We start from the raw sequence: 23,390 nt of genomic DNA, 5'->3' as shown, positions 1-23,390 counted from the left end.
ACACTTGTCAATGGTTGTTGCTGTGCGGTTATGTTGGGCTCGCACCGCCGATCAAGTGTGTGCACGTTCCCAAATGATCGACCAAACGGGAGAGATCCATGCCGGAGACCACCCCCAGGGGCCTCACCAGGCTCGCCTTCGGTGGGGACTACAACCCCGAGCAGTGGCCGGAAAGCGTCTGGCAGGAGGACGTCCGGCTGATGCGGGAGGCCGGCGTCACGATGGTGAGCGTCGGGATCTTCTCCTGGGCCCTGCTGGAGCCCTCACCCGGTGTGTACGACTTCGGCTGGCTGGACCGCCTGTTCGACCTGCTGCACGAGAACGGCATCCGCGTCGACCTGGGCACGCCCACCGTCTGCCCGCCGGTCTGGTTCTACCGCGCCCACCCCGAGGCCCTGCCCGTGACGGCGGAGGGTGTGCGCTACGAGTTCGGCTCCCGCGCCGCCATCTGTCACAGCAACGCCGACTACCGCGCGGCCGCCGCGAGCATCGCGACCCGGCTCGCCGAGCGCTACGGCGACCACCCGGCGCTCGCGATGTGGCACGTGCACAACGAGTACGGCGTCCCCGTCTCCGCCTGCTACTGCGACTCCTGCGCCGCGCACTTCCGCCGCTGGCTGGAGTCGACGTACCAGACGGTCGACGCGGTCAACGAGGCCTGGGGCACCGCCTTCTGGGGCCAGCGCTATGCCGACTTCGAGCAGATCAACCCGCCGCGCGCGACCCCCACGGCCGTCAACCCGGCCCAGGCGCTGGACTACAAGCGGTTCGCCGACGCCACCATGCGCGAGAACTTCCGTATGGAGCGGGACATCCTGCACCGCCTCTCGCCCGGCGTCCCGGTCACCACCAACTTCATGACCGCCCTCAGTCAGTGCGACTCCGTCGACTACTGGGCCTGGGGCCGCGAGGTCGACCTCGTCACCAACGACCACTACCTGATGACCGACGGCCGCCGCACCCACGTCAACCTGGCCATGGCCGCCGACCTCACCCGCTCGGTGGCCGGGGGAGCGCCCTGGATCCTCCTGGAGCACTCCACCTCCGGCGTCAACTGGCAGGCCCGCAACCCCGCCAAGGCTCCCGGACAGATGGCCCGCAACTCCCTCGCCCATGTCGCGCGCGGCTCCGAGGGCGCCATGTTCTTCCAGTGGCGGCAGTCCCGGCGCGGCGCCGAGAAGTTCCACTCGGCGATGGTCCCGCACGGCGGCACCGACACGCGCGTGTGGCGCGAGGTCGTCGAACTCGGCTCCGCCCTCGACTCGTTGAGCACCGTGCGGGGCACCCGCACCCAGGCCGATGTGGCCATGCTGTGGGACTGGCACTCCTGGTGGGCGCAGAACCTCGACTGGCGCCCCAGCGAGGACCACGACCCGCGCGAGCGCGCCGACGCCTTCTACGAGGTGCTCTACGACCGCCACCTCACGGTCGACTTCGCCCACCCGGAAGCCGACTTGTCGGCCTATCCCCTTGTCGTCGTACCCGCGCTGTACCTGATGACGGAGGCGGCCGGCCGCAATCTGCGCCGGTACGTCGAGCACGGCGGCACCCTCGTCGTGTCGTACTTCTCCGGCATCGTCGACGAGCACGACGCCGTGCACGAGGGCGCCTACCCCGGCCCGCTGCGGGACGTCCTCGGCCTGACGATCGAGGAGTTCTCGCCACTGCTCCCGGACCAGCTGGTGCGCGTCACCGGCCCGGACGGCTCCGAGCTCAGCGGCGACGTGTGGACCGAGTTCGTCGTCCCGCGCGGCGCCGAGACCGTCTGGACGTACGCCGACGGACTGACCGCCGGTCACCCGGCCGTCACCCGGCACCGCCTCGGAGAGGGCACCGCCTGGTACGTGTCCACCCGCCTGGGTGCCGATGGCCTCGACGCGCTGCTGGGCTGGGCGATCGAGGACGCGCAGGTCGCCCCGCGTGTCGACCTGCCCCACGATGTCGAGGTCGTGCGACGCGCCGGCGAGTCGGGCAGCTACCTGTTCGCCCTCAACCACACCGCGTCGGACGCCAAGGTGCCGCTGGAGGCACCCGGCACCGAACTGCTGACCGGTGAACGCGCCGCGGGCCGTATCGAGGTCCCCGCGGGAGCCGTCCGGGTCGTACGACTCGACGGCTGAGCCGACTCCCCCTCCGTCCGCGCGTGCCACGAGCCGCGGGCGGAGGGGCTCTCCTCACCGCCCAGGTGAGGGGCACCCCCAACCCCCTTACGTCGAAGGGACGACGGACGACGATGTTCCATCCCAGACGCACCCTCCGAGCCCTGCTGCTGCCGCTCGCAGCCGGACTCGCCCTCACCGCCCTGCCCGCGCAGACCGCCTCGGCGGCGAGCACGCTCACCAACGGCGGCTTCGAGTCGGACGGCACCGGTACCGCCACCCCGGCCGGCTGGTCCACCTACTCGGCGGCCGGACAGAACTCCGCCTCCTTCACCGAGTCCGGTGGCCACGGCGGGAGTTACCGCCTGACCCACTACGCGTCCTCGGCCTACAAGGTGGAGACGTACCAGTACCTGTCCGGGCTGACCAACGGGAACTACAAGCTCACCGCATGGGTCCGCTCCGGCGGTGGCCAGAACTCGGCGTACATAGCACTGAAGAACTGCGGTGGCACGGAACAGCGCACCGACCTCCCGGTCTCGGCGAGCGGCTGGATCCGTATCGTCGTGCCGGTCAATGTGACCAACAACCAGTGCACCATCAGCATCAACAGTGACGCGAACGCCGGCAACTGGATCAATGTCGACGACCTGACCTTCGCGTCCGGCACGGGCGGCACGTCGATCCACGGTGCCGACATCTCCTCCCTCGCCAAGAGCGAGGCCAAGGGTGGCGTCTACAGGACCGGTTCCGGCACCACCGGCGACCCGGTCACCATCCTGAAGAACGCCGGCATGAACTACGCGCGCCTGAAGGTCTGGGTCAACCCGGCCGACGGCTACAACAACAAGACGCGCGTCCTCGCCATGGCCAAGCGCGTCAAGGCGGCCGGCATGAAGCTGCTGGTCGACTTCCACTACTCGGACACCTGGGCCGACCCGGGCGCCCAGAACAAGCCGGCCGCCTGGGCGGGCCACTCGTACAGCCAACTCAGGACCGACGTGTACAACCACACGTACGACGTGTTGAACGCGTTGAAGGCTCAAGGCACCACCGCCGACATGGTCCAGGTGGGCAATGAGATCAACGGCGGCATGCTGTGGAACGAGGGCTCCACGAGCAACTGGTCGCAGCTCGCCGGTCTGCTCAACTCGGGCTACGACGCGGTCAAGGCGGTCAACTCGTCCACCACGGTCGCGCTGCATCTCGCCAAGGGCGGCGACCTGTCCGGCACCCGCTGGTGGTTCGACAGCGCGGTCTCCAACGGCGTGAAGTTCGACGCGATCGGCCTGTCCTACTACGGCTACTGGCACGGCTCGCTCTACGACTTCCAGACGACCCTGGACGACGCGGCCGCCCGCTACGGCAAGCCGGTCTTCGTCGCCGAGACGGCGTACCCGTTCCGTCTGGACAGCGAGGACTCGCACGAGGAGATCATCAACACCACCGGTGAGCTGGTCTCCGGCTACCCGGCGAACACGGCCGGGCAGCGCCGCTGGATGAACGATGTGGCCAGCATCGTGGAGGCCGTCCCGAACGGCCGTGGCCTCGGCGTCTTCTACTGGGAGGCGACCTGGACCGCCGTCTCCGGCAACGGCTGGGACCCGACCGACGCCTCCTCCGGCAACGGCTGGGAGAACCAGGCGCTGTTCGGCTACGACGACAAGGCGCTCTCGTCGATGGCGTGGTTCAGCCACCGGTGAGCACGCGTGACTCCGCCTCAGTCCGCTGAGTCCGCGACGACGGGAGCCCGGCCGCGCTTCTGCGGCCGGGCTCCGGCGCGTCCGGTACCGAACGGCCTTGTGTCGTACGGCCGTTCGGTACCGGACAAGCGCCGAATTGTCCGGGACACGGCGGCTTCGACTGCGGGACAGTGGGAAGACGCGTTACGACGCGGCCCGATGGAGGGGAGACGAGATGCTGAGGACTCCCATCAGCGCAAGGCGCCTGGACATCCTGGAATGGCTGAAGGATCCGCTCGCGCACTTCCCGAATCAGCGGCAGGGCGACCCGGCCGAGGACGGCGTCACCGCGGACGCCGTGGCTGCCAAGCTGGGCGTGCCGCGCAAGGTCGCGGAGACACACCTCGGCCTGCTCGTGGACATCGGCCTGCTGCGTACCAAGCGGATCCGGCGGCGCCTGTACTACCGCCGCGACGACATGCGGATCGCCGAGGTCGCCCGCATGTTCGAGAAGGGCTGGTAGGGAGGTCCGACAGCCGGGAACCGGAGAACCGGAGAACCGGAGAACCGGAGGGCTAGGGGCCTTGGCAGACCAGGACGGCGAAGGGCAGACGCGCATGGAACGTCCAGGGGCTCTCGTCCCGCACCGCTACGTCGCGATCGGTGGCCGAGGCCCGGAGGACGTGGTCGCCGACGCCCGCGGCCGCGTCCTGACCGGCGTCGAGGACGGCCGGATCCTGCGCGTCGACGGCCTGGCGGACTCCGCCGAGGCCCGCGCCGAAGCCCGAGTCGAACCCCGCGTCGAGGTGCTCGCCGACACCGGCGGCCGGCCCCTCGGTCTCGAACTCCTCCCGGAAGACGCCCTGTTGGTGTGCGACGCCGAACGCGGACTGCTCCGCGTCGACCTCACCGACGGCGCCGTACGCGTCCTCGCCGACTCGGTGGCGGGGGAGCGGTTGCGGTTCTGCAGCAATGTCGTCGCCCTGCCCGACGGCAGCGTCTGCTTCACCGTCAGCAGCCGCCGCCACCCCCTGGACCACTGGATCGGCGACCTCGTCGAACACACGGCGACCGGCCGCCTCCTGCGCCTCGCCCCCGGCAGCGACACCCCTGAAGTCCTCCTGGACGGACTCCAGTTCGCCAACGGCCTCGCCCCGAGCGCCGACGGCTCCTTCCTGGTCGTCGCCGAGACCGGCGAGTGCCGCCTCACCCGCTACTGGCTCACCGGACCCCGCGCCGGACAGAGCGAGCCCTTCGCCGAGCACCTGCCGGGCATGCCGGACAACCTCTGGCGCGGCGCACCGGGCGGCCCGATCTGGGTGGCGCTGGCCGGCCCGCGCGTCCCCCCGCTGGACCTCCTCCACCGCGCCGCCCCCGCCGTACGCCGTACCGCTGCGCGCGTCGCCGTGCGCGCGCCCTTCCGGCCCACGGGCACGATCGGTGTGCTCGCGCTCGACGACACCGGGCAGGTCGTCCACCACCTGGCCCGCCGCCACTCCGGCTTCCGCATGGTCACCAGCGTGTGCGAGACCGGCGGACGGCTGATCCTGGGCAGCCTGTGGGAGCGCGGCGTCGCGGTGTGCGAGGCGCCCGTACCGAAATGAGCCCGGCGTACGCTGATGACCGGCCGTGATCACCCCGCGAGGTGCGGCGAGGCGGCCCAGGCAGGAGACGTACGACCATGACAGCCCCGGACACCGAGAGCCTGCGCGCCCCCGTCCGCACTCCACGGCAGCCCGCGTGGCGGGCCCAGGCGCCGATCGTCGCGGTGGTCGCACTCGGCGGAGCGGTCGGCGCCACGGCCCGGTACGCGGCCTCCCTGTGGTGGCCCGCCGGGCCCGGCGGCTTCCCCTGGCCGACCTTCTGGACCAATGTCATCGGCTGTGCCGTGATCGGCGTGTTCATGGTGGTCATCACCGAGGTGTGGGCCGCCCACCGCCTCGTCCGCCCCTTCTTCGGCACCGGAGTGCTCGGCGGCTTCACCACCTTCTCCACCTACGCCGTGGACATCCAGCAGCTGCTGGACAGCGGACACGCGCCCGTGGGCCTGGCCTACCTCGCCGCCACCCTGACCGCCGCGCTCACAGCGGTCTGGCTCGCGGCGGCCGCCACCCGTCGCGTCCTGAAAGTGAGGCAGCCATGACCAGGCTGACCGGCCGGGCCCTGCGTCTGACCGTCTTCGTCGGCGAGCACGACACCTGGCACCACAAGCCCCTCTACGCGGAGATCGTGCACCGCGCCCACGCGGCCGGCCTCGCGGGGGCGAGCGTCTTCCGCGGCATCGAGGGCTTCGGCGCCTCCTCCCTGATCCACACCTCGCGGCTGCTGTCCCTGAGCGAGGACCTGCCGGTCGCGATCGTGATCGTCGACACCGAGGAGCGCGTACGGGCCTTCCTGCCGCAGCTCGACGAACTCGTCACCGAAGGGCTCGTCACCCTCGACGACTGCGAGGTCATCCGGTACATCGGCCGCGACGCCACTCCGCCCGAACCACCCGGACCGGACGCGAAGGGTAAGAACACGGAAGGTAAGAAGTCGCCGTGAACTGGCTCCTGGTGATCGCGGGCGCCATGGTCGGCGCACCCCTGCGCTACCTCACCGACCGGGCGGTGCAGTCCGGGCACGACTCGGTGTTCCCCTGGGGCACCTTCCTCGTCAACGTCAGCGGCTGCCTGATCCTCGGCCTGCTCACCGGCGCGGCGGCCCAGGGCGCCGCGAGCTCCGACCTGCGGCTGCTGCTCGGCACCGGACTGTGCGGGGCCCTGACCACGTACTCGACGTTCTCGTACGAGACCCTGCGGCTGACCGAGACGGGCGCCGGGCTCTACGCCGTCGCCAACATCGTGGGGAGTGTGACCGCGGGACTCGGCGCGGCGTTCGCGGGGGTGTCGATCGCCCAGGCGGTGTGGTCCTAGACCACCGTGTGGCGTTGTCGGGGACGGGATCACACCCGCACCTGGTAGGACAGTGCGCGCCACTGCCCCGCCGACCCCCGGAACTGGATCCCATGAGCGCCATCAGCATCGGTCAGGCCGTCGTCCTCGGAGCCGTCGAGGGGGTGACCGAGTTTCTGCCCGTGTCCTCGACCGGCCATCTGAAGATCGCCGAGGGGCTCATGGGCATCCCCGTCGACGACGACGCGGTCGTCGGGTTCTCGGCCGTCATCCAGGTCGGCGCGATCGCCGCCGTGCTCGTGTACTTCTTCAGGGACATCGTGCGGATCGTCTCCGCCTGGCTGCGCGGGCTGCGGGACAAGGAGGAGCGGTACCACCACGACTACAGGTTCGCCTGGTGGGTGATCTACGCGACGATCCCGATCATCGCCGTGGGCCTGGCCGCCAAGCCGCTCATCAAGGGGCCGCTCGCCTCACTGTGGGTCGTCGCCGGGTCGTTGATCGTCGGCAGCGGGGTGATGTGGGCGGCGGACCAGATGGGCCGGCACAAACGAGGGGAGGACGACACCTCCTTCAAGGACGCCATGCTCGTCGGCAGCTCCCAGATCCTGGCCCTGCTCTTCCCGGGCTTCTCGCGCTCCGGCGCGACGATGTCCACGGCGCTGATGCTCGACCTCGACCGGGTCGCCGCCACCCGTCTGTCCTTCTTCCTCGGTATCCCCGCCCTCACCGGAGCCGGTATCTACGAGCTCAAGGACGCCCTCGGCACGACGGGCACGGGCGCGTTGCCGCTGGCCGTCGGCACCGCCGTCTCCTTCGTCGTCGCCTACGCCTCCATCGCCTGGCTGCTGAAGTTCGTCGCCAAGCACTCCTTCAACGCCTTCGTGGTCTACCGGATCGTCGTGGGGGTGCTGCTGTTCGGGCTGCTGGGTGCGGGGGTGATCAACAGTTGACCCGAGCCGGAGGGTGATCAAGAGTTGACCCGAGCGGGACACGCTGTCCGCTTTCAAGCGTCACGCCCCGTGAATCTCTCCCCCCGGCTCCCTTGACACCACCCACGGCTCACCCGGAGTATCACTCCCGTGAACCTGTCAGACAGTCGGACAGCCGGACAGCCTCCGCGGCGCATCAGCGCCATGGAAGCGGTCCTGGCACACCTCCGTAGCGCCATCGAGCGCGGCGAGTACGCCATCGGCGACAAGCTCCCCTCCGAGGCGGAGCTCTGCCGCACCCTGGAGATCAGCCGTCCCGTCCTGCGCGAGGCCCTGCGGGCCCTGCAGACCATGGGTCTGACCGTCTCCAAGACCGGCAAGGGCACCTTCGTCGTCGCCAACGCCGTCGAGGACCCCACCTTCGGCGACTACGCGGCCAGCGATCTGCTGGAGGTGCGCCGGCACGTCGAGATCCCGGTGGCCGGGTACGCGGCGCTGCGCCGCACCCCGGAGAACCTCGACCATCTGGCTCACCTGCTCGACCGTATGGAACGGGAGACGGACACCACCGCGTGGGTCGCGATGGACACCCTCTTCCACCTGGCCGTGGCCGAGGCCGCCCAGAACCCGGTGTTCCGCCGGGTCATCGAGGAGATCCGCGATGCACTGGCGCGTCAGTCGGCCTTCCTCAACGAGCTGGGCGGCCGCCGCGAACAGTCCAACCGCGAGCACCGGGCCATCGTCGAGGCGCTGATCGACGGTTCCGAACTCGACGCGACCGACGCCATGGCCCACCACCTGGACCGCGTCGAGACGACCCTCACCGACATCGTGCGCCCCGCGCGCACGGACAGCCCCACGGAAGGCGGACCCGAGGCGTGAGTGAGCAGCACCTCGAAGAAGAGACGCGCCCCCAGTCCGGTCACGTCGACGCCGGAGACCTCGGCTACAGCAAGTCGCTGAAGTCCCGGCACGTCAACATGATCGCCATCGGCGGAGCCATCGGCACCGGCCTGTTCCTCGGCGCCGGCGGCCGGCTGGCCGACGCCGGCCCCTCCCTGTTCATCGCCTACGCGGTCTGCGGCGTCTTCGCCTTCCTCGTCGTGCGCGCCCTCGGAGAACTCGTCCTGTACCGCCCGTCGTCCGGCGCCTTCGTGTCGTACGCCCGGGAGTTCATGGGGGAGAAGGGCGCGTACACCGCGGGCTGGATGTACTTCCTCAACTGGGCCACCACCGGCATCGCCGACATCACCGCGGTGGCCACGTACACCCACTACTGGGGCATGTTCTCCGACATCCCGCAGTGGGTGATCGCGCTGATAGCCCTGGCCGTCGTCCTCACCGTGAACCTGATCTCGGTGAAGATCTTCGGCGAACTGGAGTTCTGGTTCGCCATCGTCAAGGTCGGCGCCCTCGTCGTCTTCATGTGCATCGGCATCTTCCTGCTGGTCACCCAGCACCCCGTCGACGGCACCACCCCCGGCCCGTCCCTCATCACCGACCACGGCGGCATCTTCCCCAACGGCCTGCTGCCGATGCTGCTGATCGTCCAGGGTGTCGTCTTCGCCTACGCCTCCGTCGAGCTGGTCGGCGTCGCCGCCGGCGAGACCGAGAACCCCGAGAAGATCATGCCGAAGGCGATCAACTCGATCATGTGGCGCGTCGGTCTGTTCTACGTCGGCTCCGTCGTCCTCCTCTCGATGCTGCTGCCCTGGTCCTCGTACAAGGCGGGCGAGAGCCCCTTCGTCACCGTGCTGTCCAACATCGGCATCCCGGCCGCCGGGCGGCATCATGAACCTGGTCGTGCTGACCGCGGCCATGTCCTCGCTCAACTCCGGTCTGTACTCCACCGGCCGCATCCTGCGCTCCATGGCGATGTCCGGCTCCGCCCCGAAGTTCACGTCGGTGATGAGCCGCAGCCAGGTCCCGTACGGCGGCATCCTGCTGACCAGCGGTATCTGCGTCCTCGGCGTCGGTCTCAACTTCGTCGTCCCCGCCGAGGCGTTCGAGATCGTGCTGAACTTCGCGGCGATCGGCATCCTCGCCACCTGGGGCATGATCATGCTCTGCCACCTGCTCTTCTGGCAGAAGACCCAGAAGGGCGAGCTCACACGCCCGAGCTACCGACTGCCGGGCTCCCCCTGGACCGAAGTCGTGACGCTGGCCTTCCTCGCCTCCGTCCTGGTCCTCATGTACGCCGACGGAGGCGCCGGCCGCACCACCGTGCTGTGCCTGCCGCTGATCGTCGCAGCGCTGGTCGCGGGCTGGTACGGCATCCGTAGCCGGGCCGCGCGCACCGGAAACAAGGCCGACGCGTGACACCCGTGTCGGTCGACGACCCCTCATTGACCCACCACAACCAGGCAGTGATGTACAGCAGTTCCATAGCGGACGCACCCCTTGTCCGCGAACCACTCCACGCTCCCGTCGCCCACCTCATACGCGGCGGAATGATCGAAGGCATCCACTACGGCTCCGTCGTCGTCCTCGGCGCCGACGGCGAGGTCCAGTTCCAGCTCGGTGACATCGAGGCCGCCTTCTACCCGCGCTCCGCGCTCAAGCCGATCCAGGCCGTCGCCATGGCGCGGGCCGGGCTCCCCCTCGACGGTGAGCTGCTCTCGCTCACCGCGGCCAGCCACTCCGGCGAGGAACGCCACCTCGCCGGAACCCGGCGCATCCTCGAACTCGCCGCGCTCACCGAGGACCACCTGCGCAACGTCCCGGACCTGCCGTACGACCCGGTCGTGCGGGACGCCTGGGTCCGGGAGGGCCGCCTGCCCTCCCGGCTCGCGCAGAACTGCTCCGGCAAGCACGCGGCCATGCTGTACGCCTGCCGGCTCAACGGCTGGTCTCTGGAGGACTACCTCGATCCCGGGCACCCGCTCCAGCAGGCCATCGCGGAGATCGTCGAGGACCTGACCGGTCAGCGGATCGCCCAGGTGACCGTCGACGGCTGCGGGGCCCCGCTGTTCTCCGTCTCGCTGCATGGGCTCGCCCGCGCCGCCGCTCGCATCACCACCGCGGTGCCGGGCACGCCCGAGGCCCGGGTCGCCGACGCGATGCGGGAGCACGCCGAGATGGCCTCCGGCTCCGGGCGGGACGTGGCCGCGCTGATGCGGGCCGTGCCGGGGCTGCTCGCCAAGGACGGGTTCGAGGGCGTGCAGGTTGCCGCGCTGCCGGATGGGCGGGCCGTTGCCGTGAAGATCGCGGACGGGGCGAATCGGGCGCGGGTGCCGGTTGCTGCCGCGGCGCTTGCATGGGCCGGGGTTGATCCTGAGCTGCTCACCGAGTTCCAGGGCGAGGCGTTGCTCGGAGGTGGGCAGGCGGTCGGGTGTGTGCGGCCCGTTCGTTCGCTGGAGCCGGTCGTGGTTCCGGCCTGCGCCTAGGGATGTGCCGGACTTCTCGTTCGGCGGCAGCGGGCCGGTTGTGGCTGGTCGCGCTCACGCGGCGGTAGCCGCAAATCGAAAACGCCCCGCGCCCCTTCCAGGGGCGCTGTCACCTCCGTATCTCAGAAAGAGAACCCTCACCCTCATGAACGCCGCCACCCGCAGCGAGCACGATCTGCTCGGTGACCGTGACATCCCCGCCGACGCCTACTGGGGCGTTCACACCCTGCGCGCCACCGAGAACTTCCCGATCACCGGGACGCCGATCTCCGCGTACCCGCACCTGATCGACGCTCTCGCCGCCGTCAAGGAGGCCGCCGCCCTCGCCAACGAGGAACTCGGGCTGCTGGAGCCGAAGAAGGCCGAGGCCATAGTCGCCGCCTGCCGGGAGATCAGGGCCGGCGAGCTGCACGAGCAGTTCGTCGTCGACGTCATCCAGGGCGGCGCGGGCACCTCGACCAACATGAACGCCAACGAGGTCGTGGCGAACCGGGCGTTGGAGCTGCTGGGGCACGCCAAGGGCGAGTACCAGTACCTGCACCCCAACGAGGACGTCAATCTCGGGCAGTCGACGAACGACGTCTATCCGACCGCCGTGAAGGTCGCGACGGTGTTCGCGGTGCGCGGGCTGCTCAGGGCGATGGCTGTACTTCAGGACGCGTTCGCCCGTAAGGCCGTCGAGTTCCGTGACGTGCTCAAGATGGGCCGTACACAGTTGCAGGACGCCGTGCCGATGACGCTCGGGCAGGAGTTCTCCGCATACGCCGTCATGATTGACGAGGACCGGTCCCGTCTTGCCGAGGCAGTCGAGTTGATCCATGAGATCAACCTGGGTGCCACGGCCATCGGCACCGGTCTCAACGCTCCCGCCGGATACGCCGAGTCGGCCCGCCGCCACCTCGCCGAGATCACCGGTCTGCAGCTGGTCACGGCCGCCAACCTGGTCGAGGCGACCCAGGACTGCGGGGCGTTCGTCCAGATGTCCGGCGTGCTCAAGCGGGTCGCCGTCAAGCTGTCCAAGAGCTGCAACGACCTGCGTCTGCTGTCGTCCGGGCCGCGTGCGGGGCTCGGGGAGATCAACCTGCCGCCGGTGCAGGCCGGTTCGTCGATCATGCCCGGCAAGGTCAACCCGGTGATCCCCGAGGTCGTCAACCAGGTCGCCTTCGAGGTGATCGGCAACGACGTCGCCATCACCATGGCCGCCGAAGCGGGGCAGCTCCAGCTCAACGCCTTCGAGCCGATCATCCTGCACTCGCTGTCGGAGTCGATCACGCATCTGAGGGCCGCCTGCCTGACCCTCGCCGAACGCTGCGTGGACGGCATCACCGCCAACACCGAGGCGCTGCGCCGGACCGTGGAGAACTCCATCGGCCTGGTCACCGCCCTGAACCCGCACATCGGGTACACGGCGGCCACCGACATCGCCAAGGAGGCCCTCGTCAGCGGCCGGGGCGTGGCCGAACTCGTCCTGGAGAAGGGCCTGTTGCCCGCCGAGACCCTCGCGGACCTGCTCCGTCCGGAGGTCGTCGCGGGCAGCCAGGCCCTGGCCTGACCAGCCAGGACCCTCATCCCGGATGCGCACCGGGACCGGCAGGAAGGCACAATGGTGATCATGGCAGCGTCAACGTCGTCACTGACCTTCCAGCCGGTCCTGGAGCGCATCGCGGAGGAGATCGAGCGGACCCCCGGCCGCGGCCGGCCCGCCGACTACATCCCGGCGCTCGCGGCCTGCGACCCGCGCCGGTTCGGCATGGCCGTCGCGGAACTCGACGGCACGGTGTACGGCGTGGGGGACTGGCGCGAGCCGTTCTCCACGCAGTCCATCACCAAGGTCTTCACCCTCGCGCTCGACCTGGCCCGCGAGGGCGACGAACTCTGGGAGCACGTGGGCCGCGAGCCCTCCGGCAACCCCTTCAACTCCCTGGTCCAGCTGGAGTACGAGAACGGCATCCCGCGCAACCCGTTCATCAACGCGGGCGCCCTCGTCGTCACCGACCGCCTCCAGACCCGTACCGGAGACGCGGCGGGCGAACTCCTGGCCTTCCTGCGCGCCGAGAGCGGGAACCCCACCCTGGACTTCGACCAGGACATCGCCGCCTCCGAGTCCACGCACGGTGACCGCAACGCCGCCCTCTCCCATTTCATGGCGGCCTACGGCAACATCGACAACCCCGTGCCGGTCCTGCTCGACCAGTACTTCCGGCAGTGCTCGATCAAGGCGTCCTGCGCCGATCTGGCCCGCGCCACCACCTTCCTCGCCCGCCACGGCGTCCGCGCCGACGGCACCCGCCTCCTCACCCGCAGCCAGGCCAAACAGGTCAACGCGGTCATGCTGACCTGCGGGACGTACGACGCGGCGGGCGAATTCGCGTACCGGGTGGGCCTCCCCGGCAAGAGCGGCGTGGGCGGCGGCATCATCGCGGTGGTGCCGGGCCGCTGCACGCTGTGCGTGTGGAGCCCGGGACTGGACGAGCGGGGCAATTCGGTGGCCGGGGTGGCGGCACTGGATCGCTTCACGACGCTGACAGGCCTGTCGGTGTTCTGACGGAACTCTTGGACTGGGGGCGCGGGGATGCCTTTAAGGGGCGCGGGGAACTGTGCGACAAGCCCCCACCGGCCCGCACCCTGCACACCCCCGCACCAGGCAGACGCTCCGCAGCCCCGAACGCCCCGCACCTGATCACCGGCCGGACACACTTCCGCTTCCCCCCGGAGGGCCCCGCGTCAACTCAAAGCCACCCCGCGTTGACACGCTGACCGAGTGTTGGCCATGGCTTTCCCCATCGATCTCCGCCGCTGCCAGGCCCTGGGTCTGGCCGGCACCGCCTTCCTCGCCCTGGGCGGTGAGACGGCCGGTGCCCTGCCGGTGCGGGAACTCCTGGCTCCGAGCTCGGTGCACGCGGCCCTGGGCCTGGTCGGCGTGTACTTCGGTGTCGTCCTGCTGATAGTGGCGTGGCTGCTGCTCGGGCGCCTCGTGCGCAGCGCCGACCCGCCGACCCCGCGCGCCCTGCTGCTGGTGCTGGCCGTCTGGGCCACGCCGCTGCTGATCGCGCCGCCGCTGTTCAGCCGGGACGTGTACAGCTACCTGGCCCAGGGCGCCATGGTCGACGCGCACATCGACGTGTACGCGTACGGGCCAGCCCACCTCGGCGGCCCGCTCGCGGACGAGGTCGCCCCGCTGTGGCGGCACACGGGGGCCCCGTACGGGCCGGTGTTCCTCGGCATCGCCTCCTCCCTGTCCGCCCTGACCCGCGGCGAACTCCCCGCCGGGCTCCTCGGCATGCGCCTGATAGCGCTCCTCGGGGTGGCGCTCATGGCGGCCGCGCTGCCGCGCCTCGCCCGGCACAGCGGCGCCGACCCGGCCTCCGCGCTGTGGCTGGGCGCCCTGAACCCGCTCGTGCTGCTGCACCTGGTCGCGGGCGCCCACAACGACGCGATCATGCTCGGCCTGCTCGGCGCCGGCCTGGTCGCGGCCCTCGGCCGGTGGCCGGTCCTGGGAGCCGTACTCGTCACGCTCGCCGCCCTGGTCAAGGCGCCCGCGGCGCTGGGCCTCGCCGCGGTCGTGCTGCTCCAGATGCGCTCCGGCCACCACCCGGCGAAGGCGATCCTCACCACGGCGGCCGCGTCCGCCGCCACCACGGTCGCCGCAACGGCCGTCGCCGGCACGGGATACGGCTGGATCGGCGCCCTGGACACCCCCGTCTCCCCACAGAACTGGGCGCTCACCAGCCTGCTCGGCCGGGCCACGGCCTCGCTGCTGGCCGAGGTCGGCAGCGATCTGGCGCCGCTGGCCGTCCCGGTGTGGCACGTCTTCGGCCTCGCGCTCACGGCGGTCCTCGTGCTCCTCATATGGTGGCGCTGGCGTCCGCGCCCCGTGTACGCCCTCGGTCTGAGCCTGGCGGCCGTGGCCGCCTTCGGACCGGCGATCCGCCCCTGGTACGCCCTGTGGGGGCTGTTCCTCATCGCCGCCGCCGCGCCCAGCACGTCCGTACGGCACCGGGTGGCGGCCCTGACGGGAGTGCTCGCGCTCGCCGTCCTGCCCAGCGGCGGCGCCGCCGACGCCGGCCAGCTGGTACTGGCGGTCTCCGGAGGCGCGCTCGCCGTGGTCGTCCTGTGGCAGGCGCATCTCGCGGCGCAGGCCCCGGCGTTGGAGCGCACCGCATGAGACTTCCCCGCACCGACCGCGGCCGGCTCGCGCTGGTCCTGATCCTCGCCGCCGCCGTCACCGTCTTCACCGCGACCGTGCCGCTGCTGCGCGACTGGTTCGACCTGCGCGTCTACTACGGCACCGTCGACAGCTGGACGCACCATGGCGGCCGTATCTACGACTACCGGGTGCCCGGCACGATGTACGGCTTCACGTACCCGCCGTTCGCCGCCGTCGTGATGCTGCCCATGGCGCTGGTCGATCTGAATGTCGCGATCGCGGTGGCGCTGCTGCTCAACCTGGCGGCGCTGGCCTTCGCGCTGCGTGTGCTGGCGGGTCGGGTCCGGCGGCGCCACGGCTGGTACGGCGGCGCGTTGGCGGTGTGCGCTCTCGCCCTCTTCGAACCGCTGCGGGACACCTTCAGCTTCGGCCAGGTCAACATCCTGCTGCTGGCTCTGGTGCTCCTCGACTGCTGGCTGCTGACGTCGGGACGGGAGCGCTGGGCCGGAGTGGGCATCGGCCTCGCGGCGGCGATCAAGCTGACGCCGGCCGCGTTCATCGGCCTGCTGCTCGTGGCCCGGCGCTGGCGAGCCGCCGCCGTGGCGACGGCCGTCGCCGCCGCGGCGACGGCGCTGGCGGCGTGGGTGGCCCCCGACGCGTCCCGCTTCTACTGGACGCACGCGATGTGGGACACCACCCGGGTGGGCCGCCTCGACTACGTCTCCAACCAGTCGCTCCAGGGCATCCTCGCCCGGCTGGGCGTCGAGGACCGCGCGGTCTGGGCGGTGCTGGTCCTGCTGGTGCTGGGCGTATGGGTGGCGCGCACGCGCCGGGCGGTCGTGGCGGGGGACTGGACGGCGGCGTTCGCCCTGACCGGGCAGGCCGCCTGTCTGGTCAGCCCGATCACCTGGGTCCACCACCTGGTGTGGCTGCTGCCGTCCTTCGCCGTCCTCGTCCGCGCCGGGCGCCCGCGGATCGCGGGCGCTCTGTACGCGGTGCTGTGCACCAGCGTGGTGTGGCTGTGGTTCGACGACGCGTCCGGCCTCGACGGCTTCCTCGGCAGCAACATCTACGCCTGGATCACGCTCGGCCTGCTGCTGTGGCTGCCGGTCGGCCGACCCGGCGGCTACGGCTCGACCCGCCCGCGCGTCACCAGCGACACGGCACCCGCCCCCATCCCGGCGGCGCCCGCGATCGCGAAGGCCTCCGGCCAGCCGGCCACGCCCTCGGGTTCCACCGCCGCGACCACGGGCACCGTCACGGGCCCCCGTCTCGGTTTGGCGCGCAAGGCGTCCAGCGAGCCCACCGGTTCGACCCGGCCCGCCGCGCCGAACCCCCAGTCGAGCAGTTCGCCCGCCTCCTCGTAGACGGCGAACCCGCCCGCCCGGGGATTCATCACCGTGACGACGAGGGTGCGCTCACCCCGGCGGGCGGCGGCGATGAGCGTGTTGCCCGCACGGCTGGTGTAGCCGTTCTTGACGCCGATCACGCCCGGATACCGGTCCACGCCGTCCGCGCCGGTCAGCAGCCGATTGGTGTTGCGGATCTCGTACGACCAACCGCCCCGCCCCGGGAACCTCGCCGCCGCCGTGCCGCAGTACCGAGCGAACTCCGCGTTGCGCAGCCCCGCCCGGCCGAACACCGCCAGGTCGTACGCCGACGACACCTGACCGGGTGTGTCGTAGCCGTCCGGCGACACCACGCGCGTGTCGAGAGCACCCAGCGAACGCGCCTTGGTCTGCATACGGGCGGCCGTGGCGCGCCAGCCGCCGTTCAGTGCGGCCAGCACCCGCACCGCGTCGTTGCCGGAGCTCAGGAACACGCCCCGCCACAGATCGGCGACTTGGTACGTACGTCCCTCGGCGACCCCGACCAGACTGCTGCCGGGCCCGATCCCGGCGAGCTCCTCCTCGCGCACCGTGTGCCGGATGCCGCCCGGCAGGGTCGGCAGCACGGTGAGGGCGAACAGCGACTTCAGGGTGCTGGCGGGCGGCAGCCTCCGGTGCGCGTTGTACGCGGCGAGCACCTCGCCGGAGTCGGCGTCGGCGACCAGCCACGACAGCGCGGAGAGGCGCGGGACCCGGGGTGCCCCGGCCTGGGACCGCACGTGTGGGCCGGACCGGTACAGCAGCGCGGGCTGCGGTGTCGTGACCCGGTGCCCGCCGGGCGGGTCCGAGTCGTGCCCGGTGCGGGCGACCGCCGTGGCCGGCGCGAGCGCCAGCAGGCCGGTCGCGCAGAGCGCGCAGGTGGAGACGAGGACCCGGGAAGGAAATCCGATCTTCATACCGTCAACGTAGGAACGGACTCGTCGTCCACAGCGCTGCCCGGGCCGGTCGGGGCGCGCCTGCACCCGGACGGGCGATCCTTTCGCGGCGTGTCATCCGCCGGGCAGCGTCGGCTGGATCCGCCGAAGGAACGTGGCGTTGTCGGGTGTCTCGCGCATCCGCTCCAGGAGCGTCTCCAGGTTGGACTGGCCGTCCCGGGTCTGCAGCGCCCGGCGCAGGCCGCGCACCGCCGTCAACTCCGTTGAGGGCAGCAGGAGTTCCTCACGACGAGTGCCGGACGGGTTGATGTCGACGGCGGGGAAGACGCGGCGGGAGGCGAGGTCCCGGCTGAGGCGCAGCTCCATGTTGCCGGTGCTCTTGAGCTCCTCGAAGTAGAAGTCGTCGGCCCGGGAGCCGGTCTCCACGAGCGCCGTGGCGAGGATGGTGAGCGAACCGCCCTCCTCGGCCAGGCGCGCGGCGCCGAAGAACCGCTTCGGCCCTTGCAGCGCGGCCGCGTCGACGCCGCCGCTCAGGGTGCGGCCACCGGCCGCGGCCGCGTTGTTGTGCGCCCGGCACAGCCGGGTCAGGGAGTCGAGCAGGATGACGACGTCCTCGCCCGCCTCGACGAGCCGCTTGGCCCGTTCGATGACGAGCTCGGCCAGCGCGATGTGCTGCTTGGGTGCCCGGTCGAAGGTCGAGGCGTACACCTCGCCCCGCACCGAGCGCCGCATGTCGGTGACTTCCTCGGGGCGCTCGTCGAGGAGCACCACCATCAGCCGGCATTCCGGGTGGTTGCCGGCGACGGCCGCCGCGATCTGCTGGAGCAGCACCGTCTTGCCGGTCTTGGGCGGGGCCACGATCAGGCCGCGCTGGCCCTTGCCCACGGGCGCGATCAGATCGGCGACCCGCCCGGTCAGTCCGGACGCGGGGTGTTCGAGACGGATCCGCTCACGCGGGTGAAGCGGCGTCAGCTCGCCGAAGTCGCGCCGCTTGTCGCCGGCGGGGGTGCGGCCGTTGACGCGGGCCACTTCGGTGAGCGCGCGCTGGGTGCCGCGTACGCCGTCGACGAGGTCGCCCTTGCGCAGGCCGTGGCGGCGGATCACGGCGGGGGAGACGGACAGGTCGGAGGGCGAGGGCAGCAGGTTCTCGGCGCGCAGGTGGCCCTTCCCGCTCGCGTCGATGTCGAGGACGCCGGTGACGGCCCGGGCCGGGGACTGCTGCTGGACTGGGGGGTGTTCGAGTGTGGTGGTCATGGGGGTCGGTCCTTTCACGGACGGAAGGCATGGGACATGCGGAGGGAAGGGGTGAGCCGCGAACATCGGAAGAACATCGGAAAGGCGGACAGAACGCCTTCGCGCGGCGGGAAACAGCACCTCGGATACGGCAGAACCACTGGTCACGAGGTGATGAGGGAGAAGCCGGTACGCTGACCGGCGAACTGAGGGAGAAACGGCACCGGCGCCTACGACGGGGCGTACACAGGTGCTAACGGGACGGTACCACGCCGGTTCAGCGTGTGGCGAGCAGTCCGTACAGCAGGGGGATGCGCGGCTCGGGGAGCCGCCACCATCCGGACGGCGTCCGCACCATCTGCGGCCACCGCGGCCAGGGAAGCTCGTCGCTCTCCGTGAGGCGCCGGATCGTCAGTCCTGCCCCCACCAACGCGTTGATGACCTCGCCTATTCCGTGCATCCACTCGTAGCTGTCCGTGGCGCCCTCGACGGCAGGACCGTCGGTGTAGGTACGCGTCGCGTCCCGGTGCACGGCGCCGTCGCCGCCCAGGTAGTCGTGGCGCAGGAGCAGCTCGGGCCCCTCGCCCGGACCGGGCTTCGGGCCGAGGGAGTTGAGCAGCGGATGGAACTCGACGATGTACAACCGCCCTCCGGGCCGCAGCAGTCGGGCCACGACGGCGGCCCAGCGGTCGAGGTCGGGCAGATAGCACAGCGCCCCCTTGCCCGTGTACACCACGTCGAACTGCCGCCCGCCCAGGGCCTCCACGGCGTCGTACACATTGGCCTGTACGTAGGTGACGTCGAGCCCCGCCTTCTCGGCGATCCCGTGCGCGGCGGCCACGGACGCCTCGGAGAAGTCCAGGCCGACGGCCCTGGCACCGCGCTGCGCTAAAGCGATCGTCTCGGTGCCGAGGTGGCACTGCAGATGGAGCACATCGCGGTCGGCCAGCGCACCGAGGTCGTCCCACTCGAAGGAGGCGAACCAGCGGGCGGGGTCGAGGTCCTGGTCGAGGGCGTAGAAGCGGCTGGCGAGGTGGACGGGTGTGCGGGCGTCCCAGTTCGCCTGGTTGGCCGACATCATCCGCGCGTGCTCGTCGGTGCTCATGAGGACATCCAACCGCGAACGGACCGCGCGCGGCGGCAGGAATTCCGGACACGATCACCCGCGTGTCGATTCGGGCCGGTCCCGTTCGTCGGTGGGGTGTAGGAAGCTCATGAGGACCGGGAGGATCCATGAAGTACATGCTGCTCGTCTGCGGCGACGACACCGCCGACGCCTCGGGCATGGCACCCGTCGAGCCCTGGGTGGAAGACCTCGGAGACCGCCGGGTACGCCTGCACGGCCACCGTCTCGCGCTCCCCGCCGACGCGGTCACCGTGCGGGTGCGCGGCGGTGAGGTGCTGCGCGGCGACGGTCCGTTCGCGGAGACGAAGGAGTACGTCGCCGGGTTCGACATCCTGGAGTGCGACAGCCTGGAGGAGGCGATCGAGGCGGCCGCCCGGCATCCCGTGGCCACCGTCGGTGCCATGGAGGTGCGCCCGTTCTGGGAGGACGAGGACGCCGAGACGCGGATCCGCGCGCTCGACGCCGAACTGACCGCGGCCGCGCGAGAGGGGGACGTCGACCGCATGGCGGCCTGCTACGCCCCGGACGTGGCGGCGTACGTCGACGGCCAGGAGCACCGGGGGATCGACGCCCTGCGCAAGTCGCTGGCGGAGCGGTTCACCTGCGTCAGCGGACCCGTCACCCGCGAGGTGCTCGACTTCCACGTCCACGTCGACGAGAGCATCGCCTTCGGCCACGCCCTCGTCCGCATCCGCGCCACCGGCACGGACGGAACCCTGCTCGACGAGCTGGTGCGGGTCACCACCGGCTACCGCGACGTCGGTATGCGCTGGCTGATCGCACACGAGCACGTCTCCCACGGCCACATCGCCCACGACCACATCGCCCACGACCACATCTCTCACGACACCGAGGAGCGGTCATGAAGTACGTCCTGTTCATCTGCACCCCGGCCGGCGGCGAGGAACTCAGCCCCGAGGAGATCGCCGAGGACCCCCGGTTCACCGCGTACATCGACGAGGTCCGCAGCCGGGACGTCGTGAAGGGCGGGGCCCGGCTGCGCCCCCACACCGACGCCACGACCGTGCGCGTCCAGGGCGGCGAGGTCCTGCTCAGTGACGGGCCCTTCGTGGAGTCCAAGGAGTACGTCGCCGGTATCGACATCATCGAGGTCGCCGACCTGGACGAGGCCATCGCCCTCGCGTCCCGGTACCCCGCGGCCCTCGCCGACGGCTCGGTGGAAGTGCGGCCGGTCTGGGAGTGAGTGCCACGAACGACGTCGAGGAGGCCGTCGCCGTCGCCTTCCGTGAGGAGTGGGGCCAGGTCGTCGCCACCCTGATCCGGGTGACCGGCGACTGGGACCTCGCCGAGGAGTGCGCCCAGGACGCCTTCGCCCAGGCCCTCGACCGGTGGCGGCGCGACGGAGTGCCGCGCCGCCCCGGCGCCTGGCTGACCACGACGGCCCGCAACCGCGCGCTGGACGTGCTGCGCCGGGAGGCGGTGGGGGCCGCGAAACTCCGGGAGGTGGCGGTGCTGGCCCGCGACGAACCCTCGTACGGCCCCGAGGGCGCCGGCGGTGACGACAACGGTGACGACAGCGGGGTGCAGGACGACCGGCTGCGGCTGATCTTCACCTGCTGTCATCCCGCGCTGCCCATCGAGGCCCGGGTCGCGCTCACCCTGCGCACGCTCGCCGGCCTCACCACACCGGAGATCGCCCACGCCTTCCTCGTCCCCGAGGCGACCATGGCCCAGCGCCTGGTGCGGGCCAAACGGAAGATCCGCAACGCCGGCATCCCGTACCGCATCCCGCCCGCGCACCTCCTGCCCGAGCGCACCACGGGGGTGCTCGGGGTGATCTACCTCCTGTTCAACGAGGGGTACGCGGCCTCCGCCGGCGCCGATCTCGTCCGTACGGGGCTCTGCGCCGAGGCGATGCGGCTCGCCCGCGTCCTGGCCCGCCTGATGCCCGACGAACCCGAGGTGCTCGGCCTGCTCGCGCTCCTGCTGCTGCACGACGCCCGCCGGGACACCCGGGTCGACGCGGCCGGCGAACTGGTGACCCTGGAGGACCAGGACCGCACCGCCTGGGACCGCGCCGAGGCCGACGAGGGCGCCGCCCTGCTGGAGACCGCGCTGCGCCGCGGCCGCCCCGGGCCGTACCAGATCCAGGCCGCCATCGCCGCCTGCCACATGACCGCACCCACCGCCGAGGACACCGACTGGGCCGACATCGCCGCCCTGTACGGCGAGTTGGCCCGCTTCGTGCCCTCCGCCGTGGTCCGTCTCAACCGCGCGGTGGCCGTCGGCATCGCCGAGGGTGCGGAGGCGGGTCTCGCCCTGGTCGCGGAGCTGGAGGACGAGGGTGAGCTGGCCGGGTACCACCTGCTGCCGGCCACCCGCGCGGATCTGCTGCGCCGCAGCGGCCGTACAGAGGAGGCTGCCGAGGCGTACCGGCGGTCCCTGGAGCTGGTGGAGAACGACGCGGAACGGAGGTTCCTCGAAAAGCGGCTCGCGGAGTGTCGATCCGCGTAGGGCCGTTCGCCGGTGGAGTGAGAGCGCCCCTACGACACCAGAGGCTCCGATGGCCGCGCACGCCCGCCGCTGGTACGCCCTCGGCCTGCCCGGCGCCGACGCCCCGACCGGCCGGACGCGGCCGTCACGCCGAGCGCGCCTCCGCCTCCTTCGCGATCTGCTCGAACTGCGCCCCCATCGCCTCGGCCAGCGCCTGCGCGCCGGACAGCGGACGGACCATGACCATGAAGTCGTCGATCAGCCCCTCCTCGTTGACCCGGAGGAAGTCGCAGCCGGTGATCTCCCGGTCGCCCACGCGCGCGGTGAAGACCAGCGCGTGATCGCGGCCGCCCGGGTCGTTGATCTCGCGCACATAGCGGAAGTCCTCGAAGACCCGCAGCACGCCGCGCAGGATCGCCGCCGTGATCGCCTTGCCGGGGTACGGCTTGAACACGACCGGGCTGGTGAAGACGACGTCCTCCGCCAGCAGGGCCTCCACGGCATCGAAGTCGCCGGTCTCGACGGCCTCACGGAACGCGCGCATCGCAAACACCTCTAGTCAATTAGTTGAGTAAGTGCCGATGAGAATAATCCCCTGCTGTTAACGTGTCCACATGTCCCTCAAGTACGCCGTCCTCGCCGCCCTCCTGGAGGGCGAGGCCTCGGGCTACGAGCTGTCCAAGGTCTTCGACGTGTCGTTCGCCAACTTCTGGCCCGCGACCCCGCAGCAGCTCTACCGGGAGCTGGAGCGCCTCGCACAGGACGGCCTGGTCGAGGCCCGGTTCGTGCAGCAGGAACGCCGGCCGAACAAGCGGATGTTCACCCTCACCGAGGCCGGCCGGGAGGACCTGCGCACCTTCGCCGCCGCGCCTCCCCGGCGGCCCACCGCCGTCCGCGACGAACTCCTGATCAAGCTCCAGGCCATGGAGGACCCCGAGACCACCCAGGCGTTGATCGAGGAGCGCATGACGTGGGCGCGCGGCAAACTCGACCGCTACGAACGCGTCCGCGACCGCCTCCTCGACGGGCGCGCCGAGGACGAGTTCCTGCGCGAGTCCGACCGGGTCGGACCGTACTTGACGCTGTTGCGCGGCATTTCCTTCGAGGAGGAGAACCTGCGCTGGTGCGAGCGCGTTCTGGCCGTCCTGAAGCAGCGTGTCGCGGCGGGGTGACG

At 71.0% G+C, this 23,390-nt stretch carries 21 protein-coding genes and 2 pseudogenes; 19 read left to right on the top strand and 4 right to left on the bottom strand.

Translation table 11 applies throughout. The annotated features are described in order from the left end of the window. The first annotated feature begins 98 nt into the window (after positions 1 to 98). From ABIE67_RS05115 to ABIE67_RS05045, 15 genes and pseudogenes are all read left to right on the top strand, one after another. A complete protein-coding gene (locus ABIE67_RS05115; RefSeq protein WP_370253806.1) occupies positions 99 to 2,120 on the top strand; it encodes a beta-galactosidase in 2,022 nt (673 codons plus the stop codon). Positions 2,121 to 2,233: 113 nt separating this feature from the next. Beyond that, positions 2,234 to 3,802, top strand: a complete 1,569-nt coding sequence (locus ABIE67_RS05110; RefSeq protein ID WP_370253799.1) for an arabinogalactan endo-beta-1,4-galactanase — start codon at positions 2,234 to 2,236, stop codon at positions 3,800 to 3,802. A 214-nt stretch (positions 3,803 to 4,016) separates the two neighbouring features. After that, positions 4,017 to 4,304 (top strand): ArsR family transcriptional regulator, encoded by a 288-nt coding sequence (locus ABIE67_RS05105; RefSeq protein ID WP_370253795.1) that lies wholly within the window; start codon positions 4,017 to 4,019, stop codon positions 4,302 to 4,304. Between the two features lie 94 nt (positions 4,305 to 4,398). Then, positions 4,399 to 5,385: an SMP-30/gluconolactonase/LRE family protein gene (locus ABIE67_RS05100; protein ID WP_370253793.1), complete on the top strand. Its 987-nt coding sequence runs from the start codon at positions 4,399 to 4,401 to the stop codon at positions 5,383 to 5,385. 77 nt (positions 5,386 to 5,462) lie between these two features. Then, on the top strand, positions 5,463 to 5,924 hold the full coding sequence (gene crcB, locus ABIE67_RS05095; protein ID WP_370253790.1) for a fluoride efflux transporter CrcB: 462 nt from the start codon (positions 5,463 to 5,465) through the stop codon (positions 5,922 to 5,924). Beyond that, a complete protein-coding gene (locus ABIE67_RS05090; RefSeq protein WP_370253786.1) occupies positions 5,921 to 6,325 on the top strand; it encodes a DUF190 domain-containing protein in 405 nt (134 codons plus the stop codon). Before crcB (ABIE67_RS05095) ends, ABIE67_RS05090 begins: the two co-directional genes overlap by 4 nt. Then, complete coding sequence (crcB, locus tag ABIE67_RS05085) at positions 6,322 to 6,696, top strand: fluoride efflux transporter CrcB (RefSeq protein WP_370253781.1); 375 nt, start codon at positions 6,322 to 6,324, stop codon at positions 6,694 to 6,696. Before ABIE67_RS05090 ends, crcB (ABIE67_RS05085) begins: the two co-directional genes overlap by 4 nt. A 92-nt stretch (positions 6,697 to 6,788) precedes the next feature. After that, entirely contained in the window at positions 6,789 to 7,628 is an 840-nt protein-coding gene (locus ABIE67_RS05080; RefSeq protein WP_370253776.1) for an undecaprenyl-diphosphate phosphatase, read from the top strand. Positions 7,629 to 7,811: 183 nt separating this feature from the next. Further along, positions 7,812 to 8,489 (top strand): FadR/GntR family transcriptional regulator, encoded by a 678-nt coding sequence (locus ABIE67_RS05075; RefSeq protein WP_048586660.1) that lies wholly within the window; start codon positions 7,812 to 7,814, stop codon positions 8,487 to 8,489. After that, positions 8,486 to 9,926, top strand: a pseudogene (locus ABIE67_RS05070) (amino acid permease). Before ABIE67_RS05075 ends, ABIE67_RS05070 begins: the two are co-directional and overlap by 4 nt. A gap of 50 nt (positions 9,927 to 9,976) precedes the next feature. Then, complete coding sequence (locus ABIE67_RS05065) at positions 9,977 to 10,993, top strand: asparaginase (RefSeq protein ID WP_370268227.1); 1,017 nt, start codon at positions 9,977 to 9,979, stop codon at positions 10,991 to 10,993. Between the two features lie 145 nt (positions 10,994 to 11,138). Then, a complete protein-coding gene (gene aspA / locus ABIE67_RS05060; RefSeq protein ID WP_370253769.1) occupies positions 11,139 to 12,545 on the top strand; it encodes an aspartate ammonia-lyase in 1,407 nt (468 codons plus the stop codon). Between the two features lie 51 nt (positions 12,546 to 12,596). Next, positions 12,597 to 13,538 carry a glutaminase gene (locus ABIE67_RS05055; protein ID WP_370253765.1) on the top strand — a complete coding sequence of 314 codons (942 nt, stop codon included), beginning with the start codon at positions 12,597 to 12,599 and terminating at the stop codon, positions 13,536 to 13,538. A gap of 225 nt (positions 13,539 to 13,763) precedes the next feature. Continuing rightward, a complete protein-coding gene (gene mptB, locus ABIE67_RS05050; RefSeq protein ID WP_370253760.1) occupies positions 13,764 to 15,158 on the top strand; it encodes a polyprenol phosphomannose-dependent alpha 1,6 mannosyltransferase MptB in 1,395 nt (464 codons plus the stop codon). Beyond that, positions 15,155 to 16,507, top strand: coding sequence for a glycosyltransferase 87 family protein (locus ABIE67_RS05045; protein ID WP_370253757.1), 1,353 nt, complete (start codon positions 15,155 to 15,157; stop codon positions 16,505 to 16,507). The genes mptB and ABIE67_RS05045 overlap by 4 nt, the downstream gene beginning before the upstream one ends. 80 nt (positions 16,508 to 16,587) lie before the next feature. Here the strand turns inward: ABIE67_RS05045 and ABIE67_RS05040 are convergent. From ABIE67_RS05040 to ABIE67_RS05030, 3 genes and pseudogenes are all read right to left on the bottom strand, one after another. Beyond that, positions 16,588 to 17,424, bottom strand: a pseudogene (locus tag ABIE67_RS05040) (D-alanyl-D-alanine carboxypeptidase family protein); the annotation flags it as partial. Positions 17,425 to 17,517: 93 nt separating this feature from the next. Further along, positions 17,518 to 18,657, bottom strand: a complete 1,140-nt coding sequence (rho, locus tag ABIE67_RS05035; RefSeq protein ID WP_370253755.1) for a transcription termination factor Rho — start codon at positions 18,655 to 18,657, stop codon at positions 17,518 to 17,520. Positions 18,658 to 18,913: 256 nt separating this feature from the next. Further along, a complete protein-coding gene (locus ABIE67_RS05030) occupies positions 18,914 to 19,741 on the bottom strand; it encodes a class I SAM-dependent methyltransferase (RefSeq protein WP_370253752.1) in 828 nt (275 codons plus the stop codon). Positions 19,742 to 19,869: 128 nt separating this feature from the next. On the opposite strand from ABIE67_RS05030, the gene ABIE67_RS05025 reads away from it, so the two are divergent. The 3 genes from ABIE67_RS05025 to ABIE67_RS05015 are packed head-to-tail and all read left to right on the top strand — an operon-like array spanning position 19,870 to position 22,237. After that, positions 19,870 to 20,628 carry an SgcJ/EcaC family oxidoreductase gene (locus tag ABIE67_RS05025; protein WP_370253747.1) on the top strand — a complete coding sequence of 253 codons (759 nt, stop codon included), beginning with the start codon at positions 19,870 to 19,872 and terminating at the stop codon, positions 20,626 to 20,628. After that, positions 20,625 to 20,966 (top strand): YciI family protein, encoded by a 342-nt coding sequence (locus tag ABIE67_RS05020; RefSeq protein WP_370253743.1) that lies wholly within the window; start codon positions 20,625 to 20,627, stop codon positions 20,964 to 20,966. Before ABIE67_RS05025 ends, ABIE67_RS05020 begins: the two co-directional genes overlap by 4 nt. Further along, positions 20,963 to 22,237 (top strand): RNA polymerase sigma factor, encoded by a 1,275-nt coding sequence (locus tag ABIE67_RS05015; RefSeq protein WP_370253738.1) that lies wholly within the window; start codon positions 20,963 to 20,965, stop codon positions 22,235 to 22,237. Before ABIE67_RS05020 ends, ABIE67_RS05015 begins: the two co-directional genes overlap by 4 nt. 124 nt (positions 22,238 to 22,361) lie before the next feature. Here the strand turns inward: ABIE67_RS05015 and ABIE67_RS05010 are convergent, their stop codons facing one another. Next, positions 22,362 to 22,760 (bottom strand): nuclear transport factor 2 family protein, encoded by a 399-nt coding sequence (locus ABIE67_RS05010; RefSeq protein ID WP_370253734.1) that lies wholly within the window; start codon positions 22,758 to 22,760, stop codon positions 22,362 to 22,364. Between the two features lie 70 nt (positions 22,761 to 22,830). On the opposite strand from ABIE67_RS05010, the gene ABIE67_RS05005 reads away from it, so the two are divergent. Beyond that, entirely contained in the window at positions 22,831 to 23,388 is a 558-nt protein-coding gene (locus ABIE67_RS05005; RefSeq protein ID WP_370253730.1) for a PadR family transcriptional regulator, read from the top strand. The last annotated feature ends 2 nt before the right edge of the window (positions 23,389 to 23,390 follow it).

It is taken from the genome of Streptomyces sp. V4I8, from assembly GCF_041261225.1.
Taxonomy (GTDB): Bacteria; Actinomycetota; Actinomycetes; order Streptomycetales; family Streptomycetaceae; genus Streptomyces.
Note: the sequence above shows the minus strand (reverse complement) of the source record. Positions and strands in the feature narration are given on the sequence as shown.